The following is a 26,976-nucleotide window of genomic DNA, read 5'->3' as shown; positions in this document are numbered from 1 at the left end:
GCTTCCCGCCGAGGCATCCGTCGTCTGCGCGAGGCGCCTACTTCACCTGCTCGCTGATGATCTGCATGATCGACGTGTCGGCGAGCGTCGTCGTGTCGCCGATCTGGCGGCCCTCGGCGAGGTCGCGCAGCAGGCGCCGCATGATCTTGCCCGAGCGCGTCTTCGGCAGCTCGTTCACGATGAACACCTGACGCGGGCGCGCGATGGCGCCGATCTGCGTGGCGACGTGCTTGCGGAGTTCCTCGGAGGCGGCGGCCGTGTCGGCCTGGGCGGCCTCGGCCTGGCTCTGCTTGAGGATGACGAACGCCACGACCGCCTGGCCCGTCGTCTCGTCGGTCGCGCCGACGACGGCCGCCTCGGCCGTCCACGGGTGGGCGACGAGCGACGACTCGATCTCGGCCGTCGAGAGTCGGTGCCCAGAGACGTTCATGACGTCGTCGACGCGGCCGAGCAGCCAGATGTCGCCGTCCTCATCACGCCGGGCGCCGTCGCCGGCGAAGTACTTGTCGCCGAACTTCTCCCAGTAGGTCTCCTTGAAGCGCTCGGGGTCGCCCCAGATGCCGCGCAGCATCGACGGCCACGGCTCGGTGATGACGAGGAGCCCGCCGTCCTCGCCCTCGACGGGGGTGCCGTCGTCGCTCAGGATGTCGATCGAGATGCCGGGAATGGGCACCTGCGCGGAGCCGGGCTTCAGGTCGGTGATGCCGGGCAGTGCCGAGATCATGATCGCGCCGGTCTCGGTCTGCCACCACGTGTCGACCACGGGGATCGAGCCGCCGCCGATGACGTGGCGGTACCAGATCCAGGCCTCGGGGTTGATCGGCTCGCCCACCGAGCCGAGCAGGCGGAGCGACCGCAGGTTGAACTGGTGCGGGATCTGCCGGCCGAGCTTCATGAAGGAGCGGATCGCGGTTGGCGCCGTGTACAGGATCGAGACCTTGTACTTCTCGACGATCTCCCACCAGCGGCCGGGGTGCGGCGTGTCGGGGGTGCCCTCGTAGAGCACCTGCGTCGCCGCATTGGCGAGCGGGCCGTACACGACGTACGAGTGGCCGGTGATCCAGCCCACGTCGGCGGTGCACCAGTAGACGTCGGTCTCGGGGTGGAGGTCGAAGACGTTCTTGTGCGTGAACGCCGCCTGGGTCAGATAACCGCCGCTCGAGTGCACGACGCCCTTCGGCTTTCCGGTGGTGCCCGAGGTGTAGAGGATGAAGAGCGGGTGCTCGGCGCCGAACGCCTTCGGAGCGTGCTCGCCTGAGGCCCCGGCGACCGTGTCGTGCCACCACACGTCGCGGCCGGCCTCGACGCCGACCTCGTTGCCCGTGCGCTTCACGACGAGCACCTTCTCGACCGAGCCGGCGGACTTCGAGATCGCCTCGTCGACCGTGGGCTTCAGCGGGAAGACCCGGCCCTTGCGGTACCCGCCGTCGGCGGTGATGACGAGCTTGGCCTCGGCGTCGTCGATGCGGGAGGCGAGGCTGTCGGAGCTGAAGCCGCCGAACACGACCGAGTGGATCGCGCCGATGCGCGCGACCGCGAGCATCGAGACGACCGCCTCGGGGATCATCGGCAGGTAGATGGCGACCCGATCGCCCTCGCCGACGCCGAGCCCCTCGAGCACGTTCGCCGCACGCTTGACCTCGTCGGTCAGCTCGGCGTAGGTGATGTCGCGGCTGTCACCGGGCTCGCCCTCGAAGTGGATGGCGACGCGGTCGCCGAGGCCGGCCTCGACATGCCGGTCGAGGCAGTTGACGGCGACGTTGAGCTCACCGTCGTCGAACCACTTCGCGAACGGCGGGTTCGACCAGTCGAGGGTGCGGGTGAACGGCTTCTCCCAGGTGAGCAGCTCACGGGCCTGGTCGGCCCAGAAGCCGACGCGGTCGGCCTTCGCTGCTTCGTAGAGTCCGTCGTCGGCGACGGCTTGGGCGGCGAACTCGGGGCTCGGACGGAAGCGCCTGATCTCCTCGAGTGCGTGATCGATCTGAACGGTCATGGTTCTCCGGTCGCTCCTTCGCGATCTGTTTCATCGGTTGGGTCGCCTGCCCCACCCAGCACACTACCCCGCGCCCGAGACCGTGTTGCGCGCGTGCAGAAACACATCGTGCGATTGCTCTTCCGCGCGGCTTTCGGAGGCGCTACTGTGCCTTTGCGCAGAGATTTCTGAGTGTCCGCACAAATGAGGACAAAAAATGCTTGCGCATTGTTTCTGAGGCCGTACACTGAGTACCGCCCGAACACTCGTTTCGAGGCCTGCAGCACCTGCGATTCCCCCCAATCCTTGTGCTGCCGAGGCGGCACCTGTTCCCCCCAATGGGTGCCGCCCCCTTCTTTTAAGGCACCGCCCCTGCTGAGCCAGCGTTCGGCGGAGCCCGGCGAGTCCTCCTCCACAGCGTCGTGGGGGAGGACTCTCTCCACATCCGGCCGACGGGATGCCTCGCGGTCGGCCCGGCTTCGTACGCTCGCCGCATGAGCCTCCCATTCGTCGCGACGCCGTCGTGGCGTGCGCATGCCCCGACGGCAGGGGCCGTTCGCGTCGACGGCGGAGCGCGCCGACATGCGCGCGGGTCGAGCGGCACGTACGACGGCGCCGGCGGGTTCGGTGCGGCCGTCGTCGGCGAGGCCTCCGGCGACCACCCGTCGCCCCGAACCCCGCTCGGCGGGTCGATCGCCACGCCGGCCGAGCACCGGCCGTTCGTGCCGACACCGCCCGACGGTCCGCCGGGCGGGTCGACGGACGCCGATCCGATCGACCTGTCCGAGCTCGGCCCGCTCGAACCGTTCGCGGCCGACGGCCCCGTCACCGATCTGTTCCTCAACGGCGCCGCAGGCCTGTGGGTCGACCGCGGCGGGGGCGCCGATCGTGAACCCGCCTGGGCCGCCGACGAAGCGGAGGTGCGGGCGCTCGCCGTGCGCCTGATCGCGCGCGGCGGCCGGCACGTCGACGAGGCGACGCCGGCGGTCGACGTCCGGCTCGGCCGCGGCATCCGCGTGCACGTCGTGCTGCCCCCGGTCTCGACCGCGGGCACCCTCGTCTCGGTGCGCATCCCGCGGGCTGCCGGGCGGTCGCTCGACGACCTCGCGGCGGGCGGAATGCTCGACGAGGCGCAGCGCGCACGGCTCGCGACCGCGGTGGCCCGCCGAGAGAACCTGCTGATCACGGGGGCCGGCGGCACCGGCAAGACCACGTTGCTCGCGGCACTGCTGAGCGAGGCGCCCGAGCGCGAGCGCATCGTCGTCATCGAGGACGTCGCCGAACTGCAGCTCGCCCACCCGCATGCGGTCGCACTGGAGGCCCGCCAGCCGAACCTCGAGGGGACGGGACGCATCGGGCTCGACTCGCTGCTTCGCGAAGCGCTGCGGATGCGGCCCGACCGGCTCGTGGTCGGCGAGTGCCGGGGCGCCGAGCTGCGGGAGCTGCTCGCCGCGCTGAACACCGGCCACGACGGCGGCGCGGGCACGCTGCACGCCAACTCGCTCGTCGACGTGCCCGCCCGGCTCGAGGCGCTGGGGGCGACCGCGGGGCTCACGGCCGAGGCCGTCGCGCGCCAGACCGCGAGCGCCTTCGACCTCGTGCTGCACCTCGAGCGCATCGACGGCCGGCGCCGTCTCGCGCAAGTGGGGCGGTTCGTGATCGACGGCGACCGGCTCGGAATCGAGGCGCAATGAGCGCCCGGCTGCGACGTCGGCGACGTGCCGACCTGGGTGCGGAGGTCGATGCGATCGCCGGCGTCACCGAACGCCTCGCCGTGCTGCTCGCGGCCGGCGTTCCCGCCGCCAACGCCTGGCGCTACGTGTCGATCGGTCCACGGGCGGAGCCCGCCCCGGGTCGCGCCGGCCGAGAACGGCACGCTCACGTCGACGAGCCGGTCGAGCCGTCGCCCGATGAGTGCATTCTCGCGGCCGCCGCGGCGGCGGCTGCTGCGGGCGACGACGTCGTCGAGGCGATCGAGCGGGCACGAGCGGAGCAGCCGGGCGCCGCACCGACCTGGGCGGTGCTGGCGGCCGCATGGTCGGTGGCCGCCGAGGCGGGTGCCCCGCTCGCCGCGAGCCTCAGGTCGCTCGCCCTCGTGCTCCGCGACGAGGCGCAGTTGCGACGCGACGTCGGCACCGCCCTCGCCGGACCGGCGGCCAGTGCCCGGCTCGTCTCGGCGCTGCCGGTGGTCGCGCTCGGCTTCGGCTCATTGCTCGGGTTCGACACCGTGGGCGTGCTGGTCGGCAACCCGCTCGGCCTCGCGTGCCTCGCACTCGGCGTCCTCTTCCTCTGGGCGGGGGCGCGGTGGAACCGCCGCCTCGCGCGATCGGCCTCGGTCTCGCGCGCCGATGCCGGTCTCGAGCTCGAACTGCTGGCGATCGCGATGTCGAGCGGTGCCTCGGTCGACCGATCGCGCGACCTCGCACGTCGCGCGATGCGACGTCACCTGTCGCTCGGTGGCGGCGACAACGCGGTCGATGGGGTCGTCGAGCTCGCGGCACGGGCCGGAGCGCCCGTCGCCGAACTGCTGCGTGCCGAGGCGTTCCGGGTGCGCCGCGCGGCCCGCACCGAGGGCGAGTCGAGAGCGGCGGCACTCGGGGTGCGCCTCATGCTGCCGCTCGGGCTCTGCGTGCTGCCCGCGTTCGTCCTGCTCGGGGTCGCGCCGCTCATGATCTCCGTCGTCACCGGCACCCTCGGCGGTGCGATGTGACGGCCCCTGCCTCGTGCCGCTCATCCGCCGGGCAACCGGCGCAATCGAAGGGAACACCGACATGCAGAACCGATCCACCGAGGCGATCGACGTCGTCGACGCGAGCGCCGACGGTTCGACGACCGCCGGATCCGACGCCCGGCACCGGGCGTCGGTCCGGCGATTCGTCCGCCGCATCGCGGGCGAGCGCGGTGCGGCGACCGCCGAGTACGCCGTCGCCACGATGGGCCGACTTTCCGGAGTTACTCGCGGCGGGGCGGTTCTTGGGGTTCTGTCCGGAGGAACCGCCAGCGGCACCACCACCCGACCCCCAGTTGCTCGGGCCGGACCCGCCGCCTGCCGCGCTCCCACCCTCACCGAACGACAGTCGCGGGTCGATGGAGCCAGTCACGACGAGCCCCTCGGGGCGGGCCACTCGGTCCTTGCCCGACACCACGCCACCGGTCATCTGGACTCGGATCCCGAGCACCTCGCAGACCTCGCGCCGGGTCTCCGGCGACATGTGTGCGAGGTTGTGCCGTGCTCGGTCCGCGAGCGCGGCCAAATCGCTGATCTGCTGGGCCTTGGCGGTCGCCTGCGCGCGGAACGCGTCGTAAGCCGCCCGCCGCTCTCGGAGGGTGGCAAGCTCGCGCCCGATGTCGGCCAGTGCTGCCCTGAGCAGGTCCGGAGTGTCTGACAGCAGGAGTTCGCGTGCCGCGTTCGCCTGCCCCCGCTCCAGTTCCTTGATGCGTTTGTCGATCCCGGCGACGATCTCTGCGCCGCCTTCGTCCGACTCGTCTGGCAGTTCGAGCCACGCCCGAGCCGCCGCCTCCAGCCTCGCGGGGTCGGATAGGAACTCGGAAACGACCGACCAGACGCGTTCGTCGAGGTCTTGCACTTGCACCTGCTTGCAGCCGCACTTGCCACGCCCGTGGCGGTTCCCGGTACACCGGTAGGTGTCGAACGGCTTGTCTTTCAGCGAAACCCCGTAGTAGGGCATGCCGCACGCGCCGACAATCCGCATCGTGAGCATCTGCGACCGCGCCGCAGCGGGGCTCGACTGTTCCCGGCGCGCCAGTGCGCGCCGGACTGCCTGATACTGGGCCTTGGTCAGCGGTGGTTCAGGCAGGGTCAGCTCGATAGGTTCGCCGTAGACCGGCTTGCCCTCCCAGTCGAGTTTGGTCTTGTGCGAGCGGGCGTACTTGCCGGACTGGTTGGGCGCACCGAACGTCACCTTGCCGGTCCAGTGCACCTCGTTCCCGAGCATCATCCGGATCACCTCGCGGCTCCACGGCGTCGCGGCGGGTTCGGGCTCCCCGAGGCGCTCCGCCCGCTTGCGGTCGCGGATGGTGCTCCGCGTCGGCGTGCCCAAGGCGTTGAGGTGGTCGGCGATCTTGCCGGGGTTCCAGCGCTTGCGCACGAGCAGATCGACCATCAAGGTGAAGGTCTCGTGCTCGGCCTCGTCGCGGACTGCGCGGGCGGGCTTCCGGCCTTCGAGCCGCCAGCCGTAAGGCGGGGTGCCACCGGGCCAGTGGCCCTGATGTCCGCGCTCGCGCTGACCCCTCACGGTTCGGTCGCGGGTCTTCCGGCGCTCATCCGCCGCGACCATCATCCGAATGCCGGTCAGGAACTCTTCGCTCTCCGAGGCAGCATTCACGGCGGGGTTCTTTGCGTCGTGGAGAGCGATCCCAACGTCGCGCAGGTCGCGAGTCGCCTGGAGCCCGAGCACCACATCGCGGGTGAATCGGTCGATGTCGAACACGAACACCGCGTCGAACTGCCGGTCTCGGGCGGCATTGAGCAGGCGTACCCACTCGGGGCGGGTGGCGTCGGCTCCAGACCGGCCCCGCTCGATGAACTCACCGACGCACTCCCAGCCGCGCCGTTCGATCTCCGCGAGGCACCATGCCTTCTGGGTGTCCAGCGACGTGCCGTCTTCGACCTGACCGGTGGTGCTGACTCGCAGGTAGTAGACCGCCCGGGTGGTCGTCGCGGGCTTGCGTGGCGCGCTCATTGCGGCACCGCCTTGATGAGGGTCCGAGTCAGGGCCGGGGAGGCGTCGCGGAGGAACCGGGCGGCGGTGTCGGGCCCGACCGGGGTGTCGAGGTCGAGCCCTTCACGGAGGGCTGCGTCCCCCACGTGCTCGCGGAGGGTCCGCAGGGTGTCGATGGTCTCGATCACGACCTCGGAGTCGCTCGCGTTGGCGGGCATCTGCCGTGCGGCGAGCGCGAGCTGACCGACGATCCACTCGTCGGGGGTCACGGTGCGGTTGGTCATCGGTTGCTCCTGTTGGCTCGGCGCTTGCGTTCGGCCTCAGCGGCGCACTCCCGGCACTTCGGCTTGAGCCAGTCGCGGTCCGCCCGCACACGCCCGAAGGCGGACACCGGGAGGGTCCGCCCGCAGCGCGTGCAGGTTTTGGTGTCGGTCGCGGTCATGGTCACGCGGCCTCCTCCTCGGTCGCGGCCTTCGGCTCGGGCTTCGGGGCGGTAGCCCGGGCGACGGCGCGCTCAGCCTTCGCTCGGAGGGCGTCGCTCGGGAGGGTCGCCAGCAGCGCCTTGGCTTGCTTCGGGTTCTCGACGATGGCTCGGGCGACGGTTCCGGCGTGGCGGGCGTCGTGTCCGGGCTTGTAGTTCGCCTTGGTCGATACGGTGCCGCCGCAGCCACAGAGGCATTCGGCGGTGCTACCGGTCTGGGGCTTGCTGGCGGCGGTGGCCTTCGTGTTCATGGGGTATCTCCTGTCGGTATTGATTCGAATCTTTGTTCGAACTCTAAGAAAATCCAAACATGGCGTATGCCACGTGCACAATCCCTGTTTAGTGCTCTGATCAGGTATTTCCTGCTAGAGGCGGGCGGCGAGCTTGGCCTGAAGTCCGGGCGACCCGGCCAACGAATCCAGGGCTCGACTCCGACGCATTGCCCCCGCTCGGACGTACCGGAGCAGACGGGCGAGGTGCCGAGAATCGTGCCCCGGGAGGTAGCGGCCACCCTTCGTCCAGCCGCCACACCCGCAAGAGCACTGTGCCGCTGTCGGGAACGGCGGCGCGGGGGCGTCAAACTGGTTGAACCCGCGCGGCTTGCCGCCCCACACACCGCCCTCGGCGCGCGTGAAGTTGGCGTACTCACCGCACATGACCAGAGCCGGACACCCGAGGCACCTCTCGGCGGCGAGCTCGCGATCAGCGCGGACATCCGAGACCCACGCGTCCCGCTCCGGCCCGAGACACGGCACATTCTCGCCGCGCTCCTTCGCGAGGAAGATCGCGTGGTGCAGGTCGTCGTGCAGCTCCTCTGCCGTCGCTCCGGCCTTCCGTAGGGCCGTCTTCGACCTCGCAGCGCCCGGGACGGCCCGAAGGAGGGGCAGGCCGTCCCGGGTCGCCGGAGAGGCCACGAGCGGAGAAACCGGCAGTCGTGCTGCCATCCCCGCGGGAAACACCCCGGCGCTCATTAGTCCGCCTTCCTCTTCCCGTAGCGCTCTCTGAGCATCCGCAGATTCTGCCGCTCTCTCTCCCGGAACACCGGGTCAGTGAGCCGGAGGTACCGCCTCCGGTCACGCGCCCGCTGCCGACGACACGCACGACACTGCCGCCATCCACTGGAACCCGGCGCGACATAGACGTTGGTCAGATCGTCCATGTCGTGCAGACCCGCTATGCATGGGTTTTGCATGCGCGTAGGCGTGGCGAACCGGAAGGGCTGGGGTTTGGCCGCGGGCATCAGGCGTGCCGATCCGGGTATCGCAGATCGTCCGGTGTCCACCGCGTCTTGGGCCTTGCTGCCAGTTCGGCCAGCTGCTCGCGGTGCGAGTCACACAGGTCGTCAGGACCGGCGGGGCGCTTGCACACCGCGACCGCGCACATCCGGTAGCGACGCACCTTGCGACCGGTCAGGTTCAGGAGGTTGCTGTGCTGCATTGTCCTAGTCCTTCACTCGGGGCGAACCGAGGGCCGCGAACAGCGCCTCCTCGCTCGACAACGACTGGTTCTCCGCCGCCACGTACGTGACACTCTTTGTGACGCTCGTGACCGGACCATCCGAGCCCCAGCCCGAGCGGAGACCGCCGGTCATCGGGACGTTCAGCATCGCCTCCAGTTCGGCGTTCACCGCCGCGTCATCCGCCAGCCCGGCGGCGAACGCTGCCGCGACGGCTTCGCCCGCCTCGCCGATGGCGTACCAGCCGGAGCCGGAGAGCGGTCCACGCTTCGCCGGGGAGTGCGGGAAGAACCCAGCCGCCCAGTCGAGCACGCCACCCACAGCGTCGCCGACCGCACCGATCATCGAGTTGATGCCGTCGATCAGTCCTTGGATGATGTCGGAGCCGACGTCGTACAACCACTGACCCGCCCCTTGGAAGAACCCGAGGATCGTGTCGGGGATACCCTCGAAGAACGAGACGATCCCCTCCCAGACGTTGACCACGGTGTCCTGCACGCCCTCCCACAGGCCGACCCAGAACGACACGTAGGCGTTGAACGCGCCCATCAGGAAGGAGACCCAGCCAGTCGCCAGATCAGTGATCCAGCCGACGAACCCTTCCCAGACCGACTTGATCCACTCGCCGATTCCGGACCACAGTCCGTTCCACCATGTCGCGATCATGTCGCCGATCACGCGAAGGCCGAGCATGAACAGGTTGAACTGGTCGGTGATCCAGCCGATGAAGCCATCCCAGACTTCCTGAATCCACGCTCCGACTGCTTCCCAGATTCCGTTCCACCACGCGACGAACCCGTCGATCACCGAGACGATCCAGTCCATGAACCCGCCCCAGACCTCGGAGATCCACGCGACGGCGACGTCCCAGTTCTGAATGAGCCACACGATCGCCGCGACGAGCGCGACGATACCGAGCACGATCCAGGTCATGGGGTTGGCGAGAAGGGCGACCGTCCATGCGGCGGTTGCCGCGACTGCGGCCCAGATCGCCGGGGCGAACACGGTGAGCAGCGCCACCCCGATACCGGCGATGATCGGGATGAACAGCCCCGAGTTGCCGATGAACCACGCGAGGCCCGACTGGAAGCTCGTAAGGGGCCCCTTGATCAGGTCCAGCGCCCCGGTAAGTACGCCCGTGAGGGTCGCGGCGAGGTTCCCCGCCGCCCCTTCGAAGGTCTCGGTGCTTCGCGCCGCCTCGACTGCCACCGGGTCCGTGCCGAGGGTCATCAGGGCGGCGTTGAACTCCTCCGCCGTGATTTCGCCCTTCTCCATCGCGGTGCGGAAATCGCCCGTGTAAGCGCCCGCCTGAAGCAGGGCCTCTTGCAGCTTGGCCGACGAGCCGCCCACGGCGTCGGTGATCTGGTTCCAGTTCTCGGTGGTGAGCTTGCCCGCGCCCGCCGTCTGGGTGAGGACGGACCCGAGCCGTCCGTAGGTCTCCTGCGAGCCGCCTGCGACGGAGTTGAAGTTGCCGAGGGCTTCGGCGAGCTTGTCGTAGTCTTTGACGCCCGCCCCGGCGAGGTTTGAGGTGATCCCCATGATGTCGGTGAGCGAGTAGACGGTTTCGTCGGCGTATGCCTTGGTGCTGGCGGTGAGCCGTTCGATGGTGCCGTTGTCGAGGCCCGCGAATTGCAGGGAGGTCTTGAACTTGTCGGTGGCATCGGATGCTTCCATGGCGTCGCCCACGAAGTCGCCGAGCGCTGACGCGGCCTGCCCGATTGCGTCCGCCGCGACGTTGCCGAAGGCGGACGCGATACCCGCGCCCTTGGCGGACCAGCCGGAGGTCTTCTGGTCGAAGTCCCCGTCGTCGACGCGAACCTTCGCTACGAGAGTGCCGAGGTCGAGTGCCATTCACGGCCTCCGTTCTGTCTGTTGATGCGGGTTCTGGGTCCCGTCCGGGTGAGTCGCGGGCGACTCAACCACCCCGAAATTCGCCGCACAATGCGACACGTCGAAAGGTGACCGTGGGTCACGTTTCCGAGGGGAACCAACACACGACTGAGAAACCGGCGGTAGGGGTATCCGCTCTCAGTCGCCGCGCTCGCGCCGCCACGCCTCCAGCGCCGGGATCATCACCGCGTCGCCCGCCGGACAGTCGCCCAAGTGCTGAGCCACCACCCTGCCGAGCGTGCCGACTGCCGGTGCCTCGTCGGGCCAGATCATGCGACCGCCGCACGGGCACACGCCCTCGACCGCCTGCACCCGTCGCCGAACGAGCCCCTCGCGCACGAGCGGCGGTGCATCGTCCGGCACGGTGAACACGACGAGCCGGTCGTCGGGCCGATCCCGAGGCGTCACCCATTCCTGGCCCTCGGGAAGCGGCGGCGCGTGCTCATCCACTGGGACCGGAGCGAGGTCGTCGGCGTTCACGAGCACGCCTCCGAGCCCACGAGAGAAGCCCCCACGGCGTCCCGGAGGATCGCCACGACCTGTGCGGTCGCCTGCCGGAACTCCGCCGACGCTTCGAGCCCCGCGACCTCGGCATCGAGCCGCGCCGTCGCCTCCGGGTCGCCCCACGCGGCGAGCACGCGCGGCAGCATCCGCGAACCGATCGCGCTCGCCATTTCGCACCACTCCGCGACCTGCTCGCCCCGGGCATTGGTCATCGGCGTGGGGTCATCCTGACCGGTCGCCAGCACGATGCCGGGGCGTGCGGTGCCGCGACCGTCGCCGCCCATCCACATGCCCCACGAGCCGCCGGAGTCCGTGGTCTCCTCCTCGGCGGTGATCGCATAGAAGGTGACGGTGAAGTCTGGTGCGATGTCGAGTGCCAGCCCGAGCCCTACGCCGTAGAGCTTGTGCCGCCCGAGCGCGAGATCCCAGCCGATTGGCGTCACGTTGGTCATGTCGTTCTCCTTGGTGTTGATGCCGGGGGCCGTTGCCGACCCCCGGCGGGGTTGGGTCAGAGCCGGATGTCCGCCGCCTGAAAGAGTTCGGTAGCGACCTGATCGAGTGCGGCCTTGTAGCCCTTGCGGAACTGCTTCGATTCGGTTCCGTCGAGGCAGGACGATGAGAGCTCGCCGTCCGCGAGTTCGTGAGCGAGGCACGCGAGCAAGCTGGCGACGAGATATGCCGCAGAGTCGGCATCCTTCGCGGCGTCGAAGTTGTCACCCCGGTAGACGTAACCGAGCGTCGCGTGCTGTTCGGAGCCGGTCGTGTGGAACCGCCGTGCGACATCCCCGGCGAGGTAGCCGAGGCGACGCAGTTGGTCGCTATCCTGCGTCCCCTCGACGCGGGGCGGGTTCGCGATCTTGACGGTCGGGGTCGGGTTGATGATGGTCATGTTGGTAGTTCTCCTGTTGGTGTTGGTGTTGTTGCTGTCGAGGGCAGGGCCGCGCGGCGGCGGACGAGCCCGAGCCCGACGCGGCATCAGCGGTCGCCGAGGATGAACGCGCGTCGCTCCGGGTCGTTACACGCGGCGACCTCACCCGGCGTCACCGCCCGATCCGAGCCCGCCTCCGCCAGCGCCTGCTCGTGCGCCGCGATGCACCGCTCGATCTCGGCACGGTCAGCGGCGGCGTTCGCGCTGCACGAGACGACCACGGCGACCAGCACCCCGCCCATGACCACGGACGGCACAACGCGCTTCCACGTGGGCAGCGTGGCGAGCCTCAGGGCCCGGTCGGCGCGCTTGAGTTCACGCCGCGTGTACATCGACGGGACTGCCTGTGCCTGCGCCAGTGCGGCCTTGTAGCGCACCTGCGCCGTGTAGATCCGGTTTCGCTGCTTGCTGCTCTTCATTTTGATTGCCTCCTCAGGCGTTCTTGGTGTTGGGCGTGGTGCTGGTTTCCGAGTCGCCCGCCGGTACGACCCCCGGCTTTTTGCGACGGCCACGTGTGGCGTCCGAGGGACGCGGACTCCACCGCCGCTTCGCGGCCTGATGGTGGGTCGAGCACAGACCGAGCTGAGCGGCGTCGCGATCACACTGCGTCACCCAGCACTTGGCACGGCCTGGGCCGCTGATCGGTTCCCAAACCGCCACCTCGTCGACGTGCGGGGCGAGCCAGTCCGGCAGGCCCTCCGGAATCTGGTTGGTCGTGCTCACTTCGTGCTCCTTGTGGTCGAGTCGTTCGCGCGCGAGAGTTCGGGAAAGTGGGTTGGGTTGGGTTTGGTTGTGTGGGGGGGTAGAGAGCCTGTCCGGAGAACCCACCCCCGGAGCGGGAAACGAGGGCTTCTCGTGGTGCTCTTCGTGCGCGTTGGGGGGTGTGTTCGGGAGGAGCTCTCTACGGGGGTTTCTCTCCGCGTCCTTCCGGGCCTCTGAGGGGTAGAGAGGGGGTCTCTCTATTGGGCTCTCTATTGGGCTCTCTATCTGCTCTCTACTGCGGTCCTTCGCCTCGAGCCCTTGACCGTCTGTCACGGCCGGCGAGGGGGTAGAGAGGGGGTAGAGAGCGGGGCTCTCTCTATTCGTCATCGCCGCCCACCCCCTCGAAGCCTTCGAGAACCCGACGCCCGTAGGCGGGCAGGAGCGGGCGGTACTCCTTCTGTCCGTCTGCGAACTTCGCCTTGGCCCACTCCTCCCTCGGTCCCGTCACTCCGGTGACCTGCCCTTGCAGTGCGCGCGCCGTTTCCGTGCGCTCCTGCGCTGACTTGTGGTGTTCGCCCCAGAGGTGCGCGAGCCGCGACGTGTTGACCCAGAGGGTGGTGGCCTCGGTGAGCGTGCCGGGGTCAGTGCGGGTGAGCATCACGCCGGGGGCCACTTCCTGCCCGTAGGAGCGAACGGTCGGGGCCTTCTGGCCTCGGACCCACAGCGGCAGCCCGAACTGTTCGAGCGCCCACGGGATCACCCTCTCGGTGAGGCTGTTCTCACCGGGGAGGTAAGCCTCGGCACGTTCACGGCACCACGGGGCCACGAGGTCCTTCGCCCACGTTCCGGTACCTGCCATTTCGTCCAAGAGCCACGCCCCCGCCGTCACGACCGCGAGATTGTCGCCGTAGCGACCCGAGAACTGTCGCTGTGCCTCGGCGAGCTTCGCGAGGTACGCGTCTGCGTGCTGGAGCGCGAACTGCACGAGCCAGCCCGCGTACTGGGTGAAGTTGCCGTGCTCATCGCGGAAGGCGGTAACGTCCTCCCACTGCTTTCGGCTCGGGTCGCGCAGTGACCGGCGTTCCGTGACCGGCGGCGGGGTCAGCAGGATCGCCCGATCCGTGAGCGCCTTCTGCCCCTGAATCCCCAGACCCTCACCCGACAGCAGGATCGGGGCGACCAGAGGGATTCGGGCGGTGGTCGTGTTGTCGTTCCGCTTCTTGTTCGCGGTGACGCCCATTGTCGCGCCCCGGAGGATTTCGTCCAGCGAGGCGAGGTCGTTGGCGTCGTCGTTCCAGATGATCCCCGAGCGGTTCACCGACACCTTGTCTCGGAATGACGCCGTGGTGCTCAGCTCGTGACCGATGTTGGACCCCGCCAGTTTGAGCAGGTCACCGAACGCGCCCGTGGTCTTGGCGGACCCCGAGTGCGCTTCGAGCGCCATGAACGGGAAGAGCGACGACCGGCGCATGGTCTGCGGCTTGAGGAAGCACGCCGCCCACCAAGCCCCGAAGACCGCCATGGTCTCCTCGTCGTGCCATGTGAGCACTTCGCGGAGCACGGCCCGAGCAGTCGCCGCGTCGGCTTCGAAGCCGTACGCGAAGTCTGCGCCGAGTTCGAGCAGGTGCGGGTCGGCGACGACGTTGATTCCGTCTACCCACGAGTCGTGCGGGCCGTCCGCCCGAATCACGCCGGAGAACGTGATGAACGCCTGAGACGCCTCATCCCACCCGAGGTGGTCAGCCACTCGGGCGGTGCCCTTCGAGTGTGCCTTGAGGAAACGCAGGAGCCGGACGCCGGGAGCCATGCGCGCTGAGACCATCGCGGGGTCGGTCCACGATGCCCCGTAGCGGGCGAGGAACGGACGGAGTTTGCGCTCGTCCGACAGAAGTTCGGGTGTGAAGACGACCGAGTGCACCGCGTCGGTCGTGTGCAGGAGCGCGAGGTACGCCTTGACGATCCCACCGGTCTCGACCACCCGCCCGAGCGGCTCCAAGTCGAAGTCCGCCCAAGGCAGGGTGAATGACTCGACGCTGGACTTGCTCGCCTTCACGCACTCGACCCGAAGGACGCCGCCCTCGCTCACGAGGTAGCCGGTCGTTGCGTCTCCCTTTGCCGTGTTGAGCGCGGCGGCGGCTTCCGCACGGTCGAAGGAGGTCACCCCGCCGGTCGGCTCGCCCCCGAGGTATTCAGGGATTCTTGGACTCATTCGTTGGTGCCTCCGTATTTCGTGATCGCCCGGTCAAGGGCGGTGTCCCATTCCTGGGCCGGGTCTTCTTCGGAGGTGTGAGGGGTATCGAGCCAGACCTGTCTGGCGAAGGTCAGCGCCTCGGGGACGCCGTTGTGTCCCTCGGCGGCGAGCCGCACGAGGTGGATTTGAAACTTGAGCATCCGGTGGTGCCCGTCGAACGGCTCGCCGTCGATGAACGGCTGCACCGCCCGAGTCACCGCCGGGGTGAGCGTCTTGCCGGTCGTGTGGGCGGCGAGCCACGCGTCGGAGTCGCCCGACCAGTGGTGCTCGTCGGCGGTCGAGGTGGTCGGCTCGACGGCGTGGAACCACTCGACGAGGGCGGTTGCGGTGTCGTCCGGTGGTCCGACTCGCTGTTGCGTGAGCGGTTCGACCCAGCGGTACGCCTGCACCTGCCCTGAGACCTTCGACCGGCGGACGGTCGGCGCGATCCAGACGAATCCGCGCCCCTGTCCCTTGGGGTCTCCAGCTTGGAGGTCGAGCCCGCCGCGCTTGGTCTTGCGGACGCCGTGTGGCGCGGTGAACAGGTGGACGCCGCCTGAGGGGGTCGCGGCCTTCGCGTAGGCGGTCGGCACCAGCCCGAGCTGCACGAGTTCGGCGAGGTCCTTGTCGCCGCCGTTGCGGGGGTCCACGTCGAGCACGTCGAGGGCGTGGCCGGTGACGAGGCCGAGGGCGTCGCCGTACTGGTAACGGTCGAGAGTGCCGAGGCTTACCGGGGTGGATTCCCAGTCCTCGGGCAGCCAGTACCCCGAGCCGCCGTGACCCCACGAAGCGTCCCAGTGGAGGCTACGACGGTCACGGGCCGGGCGGGCGACGAAGACGGCGCACCCGAGCCGGATGAGACGGCGGGCCTGTTCGAGTCCGGCCTCGGCGTCTTCGGGGGTGAGGTACTGGCGCGGCGAGTGGATGCTGTCGCCTGCGCTGGGCTTCCCGTCGAGGCGCGGCACTAGGCCACCTCCCGGGCGTGGGCATCGGCGGCGAACCAGTCGAGGTGTCGGATGACGCGTTCGCAGGCGGCGTCGAAGCCGCACTGCGGTGGGGTTGCTTCTTCGGGGGCGGGCTCGGCGAACAGTGTACGGAGAAGCCACGCGAGATCGGCGTCGTCGGCGGGGGCGGGTGTGAAGTCGACGGAGACGTCGGACGTCGGGTTGTTGGAGAGCAATGGTGAGTCCCTCTAGGAGGGGCGACTGCCAGCTTGCGTCGGAGTGCTGGTTGAACTCGTCGCCTCGCCCCGCGCCTACGGGGTTTCGGACTCTGCTCGTTCTCTCGTTTGTGGCGCTGAGCGCCTTCTGGACCCATTCCAGCATGAGCAGGGCTTGTCACGCAATTGAAGCGTGGGGTTGCCGTTGAGTCACTGTGAGGGCCTACAAACGAGGTCCCGTCCGGGCAGTGTGGAGGGCCTACAAAGCGAGTCCCCCACATTCCGCGAGAACGCTCGGTCTGGTTGGATGGGGCCGGGTGAGCAATGGCCCTGAAACCCCCCGGACACGCCTATCCGGGGGGTTTCGCCGTGCCTGAGCCGACGTGTCGTCAGTTTCTGGCTGCTCCGAGATGGTGAAATTTTTCGCGTTGGGGCTGGTCATGGGGGCTCGCCGTCCGGGTGCCTGCTCCCCGGGCGGCGAGCCTCCACCGTGTCCGGGCCGAGCACGCAGGGGTCGTGCGCTGGCCCGACTAGGAATCAGCGGGTGCAGAAGGAGTCGACGAATCGACGTCCGTCGAAAGCACTTCATCCTCGTCGGCATCGTCCGGGCGAGCGAGACCACCGAGCAGGATGTCGAGGTACCGCCGGGTCTCTTGGCGGAGGTGGTGGAGCGCCCAGAGCGCGTCGTAGCTCACGGAGTCGTGAGTCAACACGACACGCAGGGTCGGACGGAACAGCGCTTTCTCGACCCTGCTGACTGTTGCCCCGGTGTACAGCGCGGCGACGACCGCACCATCGGTGAATCCCACGTCCTTGTGCATTTCTAGGCGCAGGAACGCTTTGGCATCCGGGTCTTCAAACTCGAACAATCCACCGGTCGTGAGTAGTTCGTTCAAGTTCGCCGATACGTCGAGCGTGTCCTTGTGCTTGTCGCGGATATCGAGGTCATGCAGTAGCGACAACCCGAACGGCGGACCGGAGCTAGTGGTGTAGTTGAACGGCTGCATCAGCCGTAGGCGCGCTTGGAATTCGGGCCGTAGCTCACCGATCCAGTCCCGAACCGCTTCGTCCCATTTGCTTTCTTCGTCGAAGATCGGGAATTTCACTCGCTTGGGCTTCGTGGGCTTCGCGCCCTCAAAGTGCGCCATGCCCCAGGCCACGGCGTCGAACGCGCACCGCATGTTGTGGATGGCGTCACCGAGGTCGAGCGCCCACTCGTGCGTCGGGATGCCCTTGGGTACATGCGCCACGAGGTCCATGCCTTGGCGGTCCTCGCGCAGCACACCCTCGACTGACATTGGGGCGCTGGCGTGCCACTCTCGCAGCCGGGCCTCGAACAGCGCGATGTGGGAGCAGGCGCGTGCCCACTTCAAGTCTGGCCACGTCGTGAAGTTGTCGCCGCCGACCAACACGGTCGGAAGGGTTGCCGCCCATTCTGCGAGGGTCGGGGATGTCTTCTCAGGCACGGCTCCAGCATGGCAGTCGGTACCGACAAGCCACGGAGCGCCACGGCGCGGCCTTCCGTGGGGTTTTCCTCGACCTCGTAGGGCGTCGCCGGTATTTGTGGGGGTCTGCGGCGCGAGAGGTCGCGGAAGAGGCGCGAGGAGCTCAGAGCATGACGAAGCCCCCGACATCTCGAAGGCACCGGGGGCGTTCGCCGTCCGAGCAGGACGCCTACTCTTCGATCGATCCACCACTGGCGAAGTGAGTGACCTTCGTACCGTCGGCCTGCACCTCCACACGCAGGTCGGGGTCGTCACCCCGAGCCCGAACCTGAACCATCAGCAGTTCCAGCATCGACATTGACTTGCGCATCTGCTCCTGCTCGGAGAGTGTCACGTCGTTCTTCGTGATGTTCGCGTAAGCCCGAGTCAGAGCGTCCAGCGACTGTGAGAGCGACTGCCGATCCCGAGGGGGCATGTCACCCGCCAGAAGGTCCGCCGTCTTCGCCATCTGCTCCAGCAGTTTGGTCGCGGTCTCCTCCCGTCGAGTCGACTGGTACTCCGACCGGTAGCCCCGCGCCTTCGCCGCAGCCTCAGGCGTGCCGCTCGAACCCGAGCCCGCCCGTGCCCACTCGACCCCGGCTTCACGGACGATCCGAGTGATCGCTTGCTGACCGACACCGGTCGCCTCCCGGACTTCCCGCCGGGATTTGCCCGACCGCGCCAGTTCGACGATCCGCGCCTCGACTTCGGGCGGTGTGCGGTTCGGGTTCCGCGCCCGGGCGGGGGCCGAAGCCCCCGCCGTGCGCTCGCTTGCCGCCACGATCAGGCCGCCTCAGCCTTCGCGATGCCGATGCCGAAGGTGCGGTCGAGCTGACGCACCCGCTCACCCGTGTCGGCGTCCCGCACCGGGTCGGTGTTCGCAGCCTGAAGGAGCTTGAACCCCTCGGCGTCCGCCCCGTGCAGCGCGGTGAGCCCGCCGCCGAACTCGTTGCCCTCGATGGTGTCCTTGATCACCTGACGCCACGCGGCCTGCTCGTCGTACGCGCGCTGGGCCTCGGCGGCGATGGTGGCCTCGGGGTGGCCCGCCTCGACCAGCGCCTCGAACACGCGCCCGTGGATGCCCTCGACCACCGACGCGGGGTTGTCCGAGCCGATCGCGTCGGGCAGCACCTCGGCGTTCGCGGCGATGGCGGCGAGGCGCTCGGGACTCGCACCCCGGACGACCTCTTCGAGCACGCGGCCCGAGCCGAGCAACTGCTGGACGATCCCGAGCTCGCGCGCCTGCACCGCCACAGCGTCCGCCGTCTTCGGGGTCAGCCCCGCGACGACCGACGCCGGGGTGACGCCCGGGGCGGTCGGCTCGGCGGGCATCGCCTTGAGCAGTTCGCCGCGCGCGGCCATGACCCCCTCGTGGCGCTTCCTCGTGATCGCGTTGTGGGTGAAGTCGCGGTCCGCGAACTTGACCGCCGTGGCGGTGTCGGCGCGGAACTTCGTGATTGCCGCGACGAGCGCCTGCTTGTTGATAACCATCTGTTTCCTCATTCCCTTGGTGGGCCTCGCGGCCCTTGGTGGGCCCCGCCGGACGCCCCGGCGGGGAGTCTGTTAGGCGGCTTCGCGGATCTCCTGAACCTCGAAGGCGAATGCGGGCAATGCCGGGAAACTCGGCATAGTCGGCCCATGGCCGCCGTCGGCTTCGCCGGGCTCCTCGTCGTCATCCTGCGCGGTGACGAGGTGCGCGGCATCCTCACCGATCTCGTGCGGAATGCGCTCACGGTCGGCTGATCGCGAGCGCGGCAGCGTGACGGCGGAGTTCGCCGTCGCGCTGCCGGCGATCGCGCTGGTGCTCGCGGCATGCCTCGGAGCGGTGCAGCTCGCGGCGCAGCAGGTGCGGCTCACCGACGCGGCGGCCGACGCGGCCCGCGCGCTCGGTCGCGGCGAAGACGCAGGGCGGGCGCGCACGATCGCCTCGCATGTCGCGGGCGACGTGGCGATCGAGGTGTCGCACGACGGCGACATCGTCTGCGCCCTGCTCAGCAGCTCGGGCGCGGGACTGCTCGCCGCCGTGCGGCTCGAAGCCCGCTCGTGCGCGCTGGGCGGTGGACTGTGAGGTGCGACGGAGATCGCGTCCGCGAAACCGACACCGGCACCGACACCGGCGACGACGTCGCCGACCGCTCACGCGATGACCGGGGTGCGGCGACGGTCGTCGCTGTCGGTCTCGTCGGCGCGATCGTGCTCGTGGCGTCGCTCGTCGTGCCCCTCCTCGGTGCGTTCATCACATCGCAGCGCGCAGCGAACGCCGCAGACGCCGCGGCGCTGGCCGCAGCCGACGCATCGGCCGGGATCGTCGCAGGCGTGCCCTGCGAACTCGCGGCCGAACTCGCCGCCCGCAACGGTGCGAGCCTCACCGCCTGCGCACTCGACGGGCCGGTGGCGGAGGTCTCGGTGAACGCGAGCGTCCTCGGCCTCGTCATCTCGGCGAGGGCGCGGGCCGGCCCGCCGGGGTGGGTGGGCTGACTCCGGGGCTCAGTCGAAGACGGTCTCGATGAACCGGTAGTCGACCGCCGAGGGGCGATCGTCGCCCGGGGTCTCGAACTCGAGCCCGGCCGCGCGCGAGTAGATGTAGCGCTTGCCGGCGTCGGCGTTGAGCTCGAGCCGCGGCTTGGGGTCGCCCGTGTCGAGGAAGCCCGTCGCGACGGTCTTGCCCTCGAGCGGTCCGTCGATCAGCTTGGCCGTGTACGAGCCGTGAGATGACGTGTCCATGCGGCCATTCTCCTCCGCCGGGTGCGAACCGCAAGAGGGCGCGGCGAGTGGGCGCGAGAGGTTTCGACGCGGTGGAGTGGGCGTACTCCCGGTGGGAATGTGTATCGTGTGGCTGTCGGCGGAGCGTACCGCCGATCACGGCACACCGCTCGGGGGCGCGGCATTCGAAGTGCGTTCTCGTCTCAAGTGGAACAAAGAGGAGTCTGGTGTCAGGCGCGAAGAAACTGGTCATCGTTGAGTCGCCGACCAAGATGAAGTCCATCGCCCAATACCTGGGCGAGGGATACGAGGTGCTGTCGTCGGTCGGCCACATCCGTGACCTGATCGAGCCGAAGAACCTGCCCGCCGAGCTCAAGAAGGGCCCGCTCGGCAAGTTCTCGGTCGACGTCGACAACGGCTTCGAGCCGTACTACGTCGTCTCCGACTCCAAGAAGAAGACGGTCGCCGAACTCAAGCGCGCGCTCAAGGGCGCCGACGAACTCCTGCTCGCCACCGATGAGGACCGCGAGGGCGAGGCCATCGCGTGGCACCTGCTGCAGGAGCTCAAGCCCAAGGTGCCGGTGCGCCGAATGGTCTTCCACGAGATCACGAAGGACGCGATCCAGAAGGCGAAGGACAACACCCGAGAGCTCGACACCGCGCTCGTCGATGCGCAGGAGACCCGGCGCATCCTCGACCGCCTGTACGGCTACGAGGTGTCGCCCGTGCTCTGGCGCAAGGTCGGTCCCGGCCTCTCGGCCGGCCGCGTGCAGTCGGCCGCGACCCGCCTCGTCGTCGACCGCGAGCGCGAACGGCTCGCCTTCGTCGCCGCGGGCTACTGGGACCTCGTCGGCACGTTCGCCACGGATGCCCCCGGCAGCGCGTTCGAGGCGAAGCTCGTCCGTGTCGGCGGCGAGCGCATCGCCACCGGTCGCGACTTCGACGACGCCGGAAGGCTCACGTCCAAGGCCGTCGTCATCGACGAGCCGACCGCTCAGGCGCTCGCCTCCGCCCTTCGCGACGACGCCGTCGCCCGTCGCGTCTCGAAGCTCGAGACGAAGCCGTACTCGCGCCGGCCCGCCGCTCCCTTCACGACCTCGACCCTCCAGCAGGAGGCCGCGCGAAAGCTCCGGCTCTCGGCGAAGGACACGATGCGGGTGGCGCAGTCGCTGTACGAGAACGGCTACATCACCTATATGCGCACCGACTCGAACTCGCTCTCGCAGCAGGCGATCTCGGCCGCGCGGACGCAGGCGACCGCGCTCTACGGCGCCGACTCGGTGCCCGACAAGCCGCGTGTCTACGCCGGCAAGTCGAAGAACGCGCAGGAGGCCCACGAGGCGATCCGCCCCTCGGGCGAGGTGTTCCGCACGCCGGCGTCGCTCCAGGGCGCGCTGCGCGGGCGGGAGTTCGACCTCTACGACCTCATCTGGAAGCGCACGGTCGCCTCCCAGATGGCCGACGCCAAGGGACAGACGGCGACCGTCACGATCGAGGTCGGGCCGACGGCCGCCTCGGCGACGTCGCCGGCAGCGACCACGACGAAGATCGGCGGCACCATCGCCGAGTTCACCGCGAGCGGCACCGTCATCACCTTCCGCGGCTTCCTCGCCGCCTACGAAGAGGGTCGCGACGAAGAGCGCAATCGCGACGACGCCTCAGGCGATGCCAAGCTGCCGCAGCTCGCCGAGGGCCAGGAACTGTCGCTCGACGAGCTCGAGGCCAAGGGGCACGAGACGAGCCCGCCGCCGCGCTACACCGAGGCGAGCCTCGTCAAGCGCCTCGAGGAGCTCGGCATCGGCCGCCCCTCGACGTTCGCCTCGATCATCTCGACCATCCTCGATCGCGGGTACGTCACGCAGCGCGGTCAGGCGCTGGTGCCGAGCTGGATCGCGTTCTCGGTCGTGCGACTGCTCGAGGAACACTTCGGCGACCTGGTCGAGTACGACTTCACCGCCGAGATGGAGGACGACCTCGACCACATCGCCGCGGGCGAAGCCGATCGCGTCGACTGGCTGTCGAGCTTCTACTTCGGATCCGACAAGCACCGCGGACTGCGACAGGTCGTCGACAACCTCGGCGACATCGACGCCCGCGAGATCAACTCCGTCGTGATCGCGCCCGACATCACGCTGCGCATCGGCAAGTACGGCCCGTACCTCGAGGCGGTCGACGCCGATGCGGCCGCCGACGCCACGCCCCGCCGTGTGAACCTGCCCGAGGGGCTCGCCCCCGACGAACTGACCGAGGCGAAGGCGCGCGAACTCATCGAGGCGCCCGTGCAGAGCGACCGCGTGCTCGGTGCGAACCCAGACAACGGCAAGCAGGTCGTCGTGAAGGACGGCCGCTTCGGGCCGTACGTCACCGAGCTCGAGCCCGAGCCGGTCGCCGAGGCGGCCGAGGCGACCGTCGATCCCGCGACGGGCGAGGTCGTCGAAGCGCCGAAGGCCAAGCGCGCCCCGAAGAAGGCGGCGGCTCCCAAGCCGCGGACGGCGTCACTGTTCAAGAGCATGCACATCGAGGAGATCGACCTCGAGACCGCGTTGAAGCTGCTCGACCTGCCCCGCGTGGTCGGCCTCGATCCCGAGTCGGGCGTCGAGATCACCGCGCAGAACGGCCGGTACGGCCCTTACCTCAAGAAGGACGCCGACACCCGCACGCTGCCGAGCGAGGACGCGATCTTCGACATCGACCTCGCCGGTGCGCTCGAACTCTTCGCACAGCCGAAGTACGGCGCCCGACGCGCCTCCAGCGCCCTCAAGGAGTTCGACAACGACCCCGTGAGCGGGAAGCCGATCAAGGTGAAGGACGGTCGGTTCGGCCCGTACGTGACCGACGGCACGACGAACGCGACGATCCCGCGCGCCGAGTCGGTCGAGGACATCACCTTCGAACGTGCGGTCGAGCTGCTGCAGATCAAGCGCGACAAGGGCCCGGCGGCACAACGCAAGAAGGCACCCGCGAAGAAGCCCGCGGCGAAGAAGACGGCGTCCAAGAAGTGAGCGCGCCCGGCCTGTTCATCACCCTCGAGGGGGGCGACGGCTCGGGCAAGACGACGCAGGCCGAGCTGCTGCGCGAGTGGCTCGCGCACGACGGGCGCACCGTCGTGCGCACGCGAGAGCCCGGTGGCACCGCGGTCGGCGTCGAGGTCCGCGAGATCGTGCTGCACCACCGCGGCGACATCGCGCCTCGGGCCGAGGCGCTGCTCTACGCCGCCGACCGCGCCCATCACATCGCCACCGTCGTGCGGCCCGCGCTCGAGCGCGGCGAGGTCGTCATCCAGGATCGGTACATCGACTCGTCCGTCGCCTACCAGGGCGCGGGCCGGGTGCTCGACCCCGAAGCCGTTCGGGGCATCTCGGAATGGGCGACCGAGGGGCTCATGCCCGACCTCACGATCCTGCTCGACCTCGACGCGACGGCCGCGCGCGGTCGCCTCGACGAGGCGCGCACGCGGTACGACCGGCTCGAAGCCGAGGCATCCGAGTTCCACGATCGGGTGCGCGCCGCCTACCTCGCGCTCGCCGAGGCCGACCCCGCGCGCTTCCTCGTCGTCGACGCGTCGAAGCCGGTCGACGTGATCGCGGAGGCCGTCCGCGAACGGGTCGCCGCGCTGCTGAGTGCCCGCTGAGTCCGCCGTCGGCGGCGGAAGGTAGCGTGGATCCCATGAGCGTGTGGAGCGAGCTGACCGGCCAGGACGCGGCGATCGCCGTGTTCCGAGCGGCCGCGGAGGCCGCCGGCGCCCGACCCGAGGCATCCGCCCCGACGCGCGGCGTCGACGACGATGCGGCGACGGCCCCGACGGCAGGCGCGTCGCAGCAGATGACCCACTCGTGGCTCATCACGGGCCCCCCGGGCTCCGGCCGGTCGAACCTCGCCTACGCCTTCGCGACGGCGCTCATCTCGGGTGCGCCCGACGGCGACGAGGCGACGCGGATCCAGGTCGACGCGCGCAGCCATCCCGACCTGCACGTGCTCGCGACCGAGGGCGTCATCATCAAGCGCGACGACGTGCGCGACATCGTCAAGCGTTCGCACTACGCGCCGTCGATCGGGCGGCACCGCGTCATCATCGTCGAAGACGCCGACCGCATGACCGAGCACACGTCGAACTTCCTGCTGAAAGAGCTCGAGGAGCCGCCGGAGCGCACGGTATGGATCCTGTGCGCGCCGAGCGAGGCCGACCTCATCCCGACGATCCGGTCGCGCGTGCGCTCCGTGCGGCTGCAGGTGCCCAGCGTCGCCGACGTCGCGGCCCTGCTCGTGCGTCGCGACGGCGTCGACGCCGAGCTCGCCGAGCGCGCTGCTCGCGAGGCGCAGAGCCACATCGGCATGGCGCACCGCCTCGCGACCGACCACGATGCGCGCGCCCGGCGCTCCGAGACCCTCGAGCTCGCGCTCGACGTGCGGTCGACGGCCGGCGCGGTGATGACCGCCGCGCGGTTCCTCGAGATCGCCGGCGACGACGCGAAGGCGATCACCGAGCTGCGCGACGCCGAAGAGCGCGAGCACGCGCTGCACTCGCTCGGCATCGCGCCGGGGCAGGCCGTGCCGCCCGCGCTCCGTCCGCAGTTGAAGGCCCTCGAAGACGACCAGAAGCGTCGGGCGACCCGCAGCCTGCGCGACGGCATCGACCGCATCCTCGTCGATCTCTCCTCGCTCTACCGCGACATCCTGCTGATCCAGCTCGGCGCCGACGTCGAGCTCGTCAACCGCGAACTCCTGCCGAGGCTCGAGCACGCCGCCGAACAGGCGTCGCCAGCGGGCACGCTCGCCACGCTCGACGCGATCCAGACCGCGCGTACCCGCATCGAGGGCAACGTCCAGCCCGCGCTCGCGCTCGAGGCCATGCTGGTCTCGGCCGTGCGCACCCCAGAGACCCGAAGGGCCGCATGACCGACACGACCATCAGCACGTCGGGCCGCGGCGCCCGGTTCCCGAACATGCGGATGCCTCGTGGCCGGCGTGGCGCGGCCATCGCCGCCGCCCTCGTCGCGGTGCTGGCGCTGACGGGGTGCATGCCCTCGCTCCTCGAGCGGCCGCAGCCCGTCTCGACGCCGACCGGAGAGCACGTCCCGGCCGAGCTCGAGCCGTTCTACACGCAGGTGCTCGAGTGGGAGCGCTGCGGCGACGGGCTCGGCTGCGCGACCGCGAAGGCGCCGCTCGACTGGAGCGACCCGTCGGCGGGCGAGATCGACCTCGCCCTCGTGCGGCAGGTCGCGAGCGGCGACCGGCTGGGCTCGCTGCTCGTGAACCCCGGCGGGCCGGGCGGCTCCGGTTACGACTTCGTGCACGACTCGCTCGACTACGCCGTCGGGCAGCCGCTCCAGGAGCGCTTCGACGTCGTCGGGTTCGACCCGCGCGGAGTCGGGCGGTCGACCCCGGTGACGTGCTACGAGCCCGCCCAGATGGACGAGTACCTCTACGGCGTGCAGCCGGCCGAGCGGGGCAGCGACGAGTGGATCGCCGCGGTGGGCGACGCGAACGCCGACTTCGGCGAAGCCTGCGCCGAGAACACCGGCGACCTGCTCGCGAACGTCGACACGGTGAGCGCGGCGCGCGACCTCGACCTGCTGCGGGCGGTGCTCGGCGACGAGAAGCTCAACTACCTCGGGTACTCGTACGGCACGTTCCTCGGGGCGACCTATGCCGACCTGTACCCCGAGAAGGTCGGCCGGCTCGTGCTCGACGGGGCACTCGACCCGTCGTCGAGCGACTACGAGGTGTCGAAGGCGCAGGCGGTCGGGTTCGAGGGCGCGTTCGACGCCTACCTCGAGGACTGCCTCGTACGCGACGGCTGCCCGTTCGACGGCACCCTCGACGAGGCCCGCGATCAGGTCGGGCGCCTCGTCGCCTCGGTCGACGCCAGTCCGTTGCGGGGCAGCGACGGTCGCATGGTGGGCGCCGACACGCTCGTCACCGCGATCATCTACCCGCTCTACAGCCCCGACATGTGGGGGTACCTCGACGACCTGTTCGACGCGACGATGTTCGGCGACGGCGACCCTGCGCTCGCCTATGCCGATGCGTACAACGGGCGCAACCCCGACGGCACCTACCTCGACAACTCGACCGAGGCGTTCCGTTCGATCAACTGCCTCGACTACCCGTCGCAGTCCGATGTCGCGGTGATGCGCGAGCGGGCGGCCGAGATCGCCGACGCGGCGCCGACCTTCGGACCGTACATGGGCTTCGGCGACCTGTCCTGCGGAAACTGGCCGCACGAGGCGAAGCGAGAACCCGCCGAACTGCACGCCGAGGGCGCCGATCCCATCTTGGTCGTCGGCACGACCGGCGACCCGGCGACGCCGTACGAGTGGGCCGTGTCGCTCGCCGACCAGCTCGACTCCGGCGTGCTCGTCAGTTACGACGGCGAAGGGCACACGGCCTACAACAAGTCGAACGCCTGCGTCGACGACGCGGTCGAGTCGTACTTCATCGACGGCACCGTGCCCTCGAGCGATCCGAAGTGCTGAGCGGTTCGACGCGTCGGCGAACGCGCCGTCGCCCGGCCCGAGGCATACGCGTCGCCGAACGCCGAGCGTGGTCATTCGCACCCCGGAGCATCCGCTAGTATTGTCTCTCGTGCCACGCGGTGCGCTTCGCGCGACGCGGGTCACGCCGCCTTAGCTCAGTCGGCAGAGCGTCTCACTCGTAATGAGAAGGTCGTGGGTTCGATTCCCACAGGCGGCTCCATTCGAAGGCCCCGGTTCGCCGGGGCCTTCGGCGTTTCGCGGGGTGTGCGCGAGCGCGGACGCCGAGGTCGGCGCGCACGCCTCGCAGAC

Annotated in this window: 26 protein-coding genes, 1 tRNA gene and 1 pseudogene; 10 read left to right on the top strand and 18 right to left on the bottom strand. The window is 69.5% G+C overall.

The features are described from left to right. Positions 1-37: 37 nt before the first annotated feature. On the bottom strand, positions 38-1,993 hold the full coding sequence (acs, locus tag ACWGPE_RS16845; RefSeq protein WP_275506516.1) for an acetate--CoA ligase: 1,956 nt from the start codon (positions 1,991-1,993) through the stop codon (positions 38-40). A gap of 473 nt (positions 1,994-2,466) precedes the next feature. Here acs and ACWGPE_RS16840 point away from each other — a divergent pair, with 473 nt between their 5' ends. Then, complete coding sequence (locus tag ACWGPE_RS16840; RefSeq protein ID WP_452049132.1) at positions 2,467-3,666, top strand: TadA family conjugal transfer-associated ATPase; 1,200 nt, start codon at positions 2,467-2,469, stop codon at positions 3,664-3,666. Beyond that, on the top strand, positions 3,663-4,682 hold the full coding sequence (locus ACWGPE_RS16835) for a type II secretion system F family protein (RefSeq protein WP_452049131.1): 1,020 nt from the start codon (positions 3,663-3,665) through the stop codon (positions 4,680-4,682). Before ACWGPE_RS16840 ends, ACWGPE_RS16835 begins: the two co-directional genes overlap by 4 nt. On the opposite strand, the gene ACWGPE_RS16830 is transcribed toward ACWGPE_RS16835, so the two are convergent. From ACWGPE_RS16830 to ACWGPE_RS16755, 16 genes are all read right to left on the bottom strand, one after another. Then, the gene (locus ACWGPE_RS16830; RefSeq protein WP_452049130.1) at positions 4,654-6,675 is read right to left on the bottom strand and encodes a recombinase family protein; all 2,022 of its coding nucleotides are present in this window, start codon (positions 6,673-6,675) and stop codon (positions 4,654-4,656) included. The two genes, ACWGPE_RS16835 and ACWGPE_RS16830, sit on opposite strands and share 29 nt — an antisense overlap. Continuing rightward, on the bottom strand, positions 6,672-6,938 hold the full coding sequence (locus ACWGPE_RS16825; protein WP_452049129.1) for a hypothetical protein: 267 nt from the start codon (positions 6,936-6,938) through the stop codon (positions 6,672-6,674). The genes ACWGPE_RS16830 and ACWGPE_RS16825 overlap by 4 nt, the downstream gene beginning before the upstream one ends. A 160-nt stretch (positions 6,939-7,098) precedes the next feature. After that, complete coding sequence (locus ACWGPE_RS16820) at positions 7,099-7,386, bottom strand: hypothetical protein (RefSeq protein ID WP_452049128.1); 288 nt, start codon at positions 7,384-7,386, stop codon at positions 7,099-7,101. Positions 7,387-8,374: 988 nt separating this feature from the next. Next, on the bottom strand, positions 8,375-8,572 hold the full coding sequence (locus ACWGPE_RS16815) for a hypothetical protein (RefSeq protein ID WP_452049127.1): 198 nt from the start codon (positions 8,570-8,572) through the stop codon (positions 8,375-8,377). A gap of 4 nt (positions 8,573-8,576) precedes the next feature. Further along, complete coding sequence (locus tag ACWGPE_RS16810) at positions 8,577-10,442, bottom strand: tape measure protein (RefSeq protein WP_452049126.1); 1,866 nt, start codon at positions 10,440-10,442, stop codon at positions 8,577-8,579. A gap of 177 nt (positions 10,443-10,619) precedes the next feature. Further along, positions 10,620-10,961 (bottom strand): hypothetical protein, encoded by a 342-nt coding sequence (locus ACWGPE_RS16805; protein WP_452049125.1) that lies wholly within the window; start codon positions 10,959-10,961, stop codon positions 10,620-10,622. After that, a complete protein-coding gene (locus ACWGPE_RS16800) occupies positions 10,958-11,437 on the bottom strand; it encodes a hypothetical protein (RefSeq protein ID WP_452049124.1) in 480 nt (159 codons plus the stop codon). Before ACWGPE_RS16800 ends, ACWGPE_RS16805 begins: the two co-directional genes overlap by 4 nt. Positions 11,438-11,493: 56 nt before the next feature. Beyond that, positions 11,494-11,874: a hypothetical protein gene (locus ACWGPE_RS16795; protein ID WP_452049123.1), complete on the bottom strand. Its 381-nt coding sequence runs from the start codon at positions 11,872-11,874 to the stop codon at positions 11,494-11,496. Between the two features lie 86 nt (positions 11,875-11,960). Then, complete coding sequence (locus ACWGPE_RS16790; RefSeq protein WP_452049122.1) at positions 11,961-12,332, bottom strand: hypothetical protein; 372 nt, start codon at positions 12,330-12,332, stop codon at positions 11,961-11,963. Positions 12,333-12,345: 13 nt separating this feature from the next. After that, a complete protein-coding gene (locus ACWGPE_RS16785) occupies positions 12,346-12,636 on the bottom strand; it encodes a hypothetical protein (RefSeq protein ID WP_452049121.1) in 291 nt (96 codons plus the stop codon). Positions 12,637-12,991: 355 nt separating this feature from the next. Beyond that, the gene (locus ACWGPE_RS16780; RefSeq protein ID WP_452049120.1) at positions 12,992-14,776 is read right to left on the bottom strand and encodes a hypothetical protein; all 1,785 of its coding nucleotides are present in this window, start codon (positions 14,774-14,776) and stop codon (positions 12,992-12,994) included. A gap of 44 nt (positions 14,777-14,820) precedes the next feature. After that, positions 14,821-15,810, bottom strand: coding sequence for a bifunctional DNA primase/polymerase (locus tag ACWGPE_RS16775; RefSeq protein WP_452049119.1), 990 nt, complete (start codon positions 15,808-15,810; stop codon positions 14,821-14,823). Further along, positions 15,810-16,025 (bottom strand): hypothetical protein, encoded by a 216-nt coding sequence (locus ACWGPE_RS16770; protein ID WP_452049118.1) that lies wholly within the window; start codon positions 16,023-16,025, stop codon positions 15,810-15,812. Before ACWGPE_RS16770 ends, ACWGPE_RS16775 begins: the two co-directional genes overlap by 1 nt. 509 nt (positions 16,026-16,534) lie before the next feature. After that, positions 16,535-17,470: a hypothetical protein gene (locus ACWGPE_RS16765; protein ID WP_452049117.1), complete on the bottom strand. Its 936-nt coding sequence runs from the start codon at positions 17,468-17,470 to the stop codon at positions 16,535-16,537. A gap of 208 nt (positions 17,471-17,678) precedes the next feature. Continuing rightward, positions 17,679-18,269, bottom strand: coding sequence for a hypothetical protein (locus ACWGPE_RS16760; protein ID WP_452049116.1), 591 nt, complete (start codon positions 18,267-18,269; stop codon positions 17,679-17,681). 2 nt (positions 18,270-18,271) lie between these two features. Next, on the bottom strand, positions 18,272-18,979 hold the full coding sequence (locus ACWGPE_RS16755) for a hypothetical protein (RefSeq protein WP_452049115.1): 708 nt from the start codon (positions 18,977-18,979) through the stop codon (positions 18,272-18,274). A gap of 147 nt (positions 18,980-19,126) precedes the next feature. Between ACWGPE_RS16755 and ACWGPE_RS16750 the strand changes: the two are divergent. The 3 genes and pseudogenes from ACWGPE_RS16750 to ACWGPE_RS16740 all read left to right on the top strand — a co-directional run. Continuing rightward, positions 19,127-19,231, top strand: a pseudogene (locus ACWGPE_RS16750) (DUF4244 domain-containing protein); the annotation flags it as partial. Between the two features lie 16 nt (positions 19,232-19,247). Further along, the gene (locus tag ACWGPE_RS16745; RefSeq protein ID WP_231431704.1) at positions 19,248-19,556 is read left to right on the top strand and encodes a TadE family type IV pilus minor pilin; all 309 of its coding nucleotides are present in this window, start codon (positions 19,248-19,250) and stop codon (positions 19,554-19,556) included. Further along, positions 19,553-19,966 (top strand): Rv3654c family TadE-like protein, encoded by a 414-nt coding sequence (locus tag ACWGPE_RS16740; protein ID WP_275506518.1) that lies wholly within the window; start codon positions 19,553-19,555, stop codon positions 19,964-19,966. Before ACWGPE_RS16745 ends, ACWGPE_RS16740 begins: the two co-directional genes overlap by 4 nt. 9 nt (positions 19,967-19,975) lie before the next feature. Here ACWGPE_RS16740 and ACWGPE_RS16735 read toward each other — a convergent pair whose 3' ends face one another. Further along, positions 19,976-20,212 (bottom strand): hypothetical protein, encoded by a 237-nt coding sequence (locus tag ACWGPE_RS16735; protein WP_231431702.1) that lies wholly within the window; start codon positions 20,210-20,212, stop codon positions 19,976-19,978. Positions 20,213-20,418: 206 nt separating this feature from the next. Between ACWGPE_RS16735 and topA the strand changes: the two genes are divergently transcribed. The 5 genes from topA (at position 20,419) to ACWGPE_RS16710 (ending at position 26,887) form a co-directional block, all read left to right on the top strand. Continuing rightward, on the top strand, positions 20,419-23,193 hold the full coding sequence (gene topA / locus ACWGPE_RS16730; protein WP_452049114.1) for a type I DNA topoisomerase: 2,775 nt from the start codon (positions 20,419-20,421) through the stop codon (positions 23,191-23,193). Beyond that, positions 23,190-23,822, top strand: a complete 633-nt coding sequence (gene tmk, locus ACWGPE_RS16725; protein WP_231431700.1) for a dTMP kinase — start codon at positions 23,190-23,192, stop codon at positions 23,820-23,822. The genes topA and tmk overlap by 4 nt, the downstream gene beginning before the upstream one ends. Positions 23,823-23,857: 35 nt before the next feature. After that, positions 23,858-25,087, top strand: a complete 1,230-nt coding sequence (locus ACWGPE_RS16720; protein WP_452049113.1) for a DNA polymerase III subunit delta' — start codon at positions 23,858-23,860, stop codon at positions 25,085-25,087. After that, positions 25,084-26,667 carry an alpha/beta hydrolase gene (locus ACWGPE_RS16715; protein WP_452049112.1) on the top strand — a complete coding sequence of 528 codons (1,584 nt, stop codon included), beginning with the start codon at positions 25,084-25,086 and terminating at the stop codon, positions 26,665-26,667. Before ACWGPE_RS16720 ends, ACWGPE_RS16715 begins: the two co-directional genes overlap by 4 nt. 144 nt (positions 26,668-26,811) lie before the next feature. Further along, positions 26,812-26,887: transfer RNA gene (locus ACWGPE_RS16710), tRNA-Thr, on the top strand. Positions 26,888-26,976: the final 89 nt, after the last annotated feature.

The organism is Agromyces sp. NPDC055658 (assembly GCF_053618155.1).
Note: the sequence above shows the minus strand (reverse complement) of the source record. Positions and strands in the feature narration are given on the sequence as shown.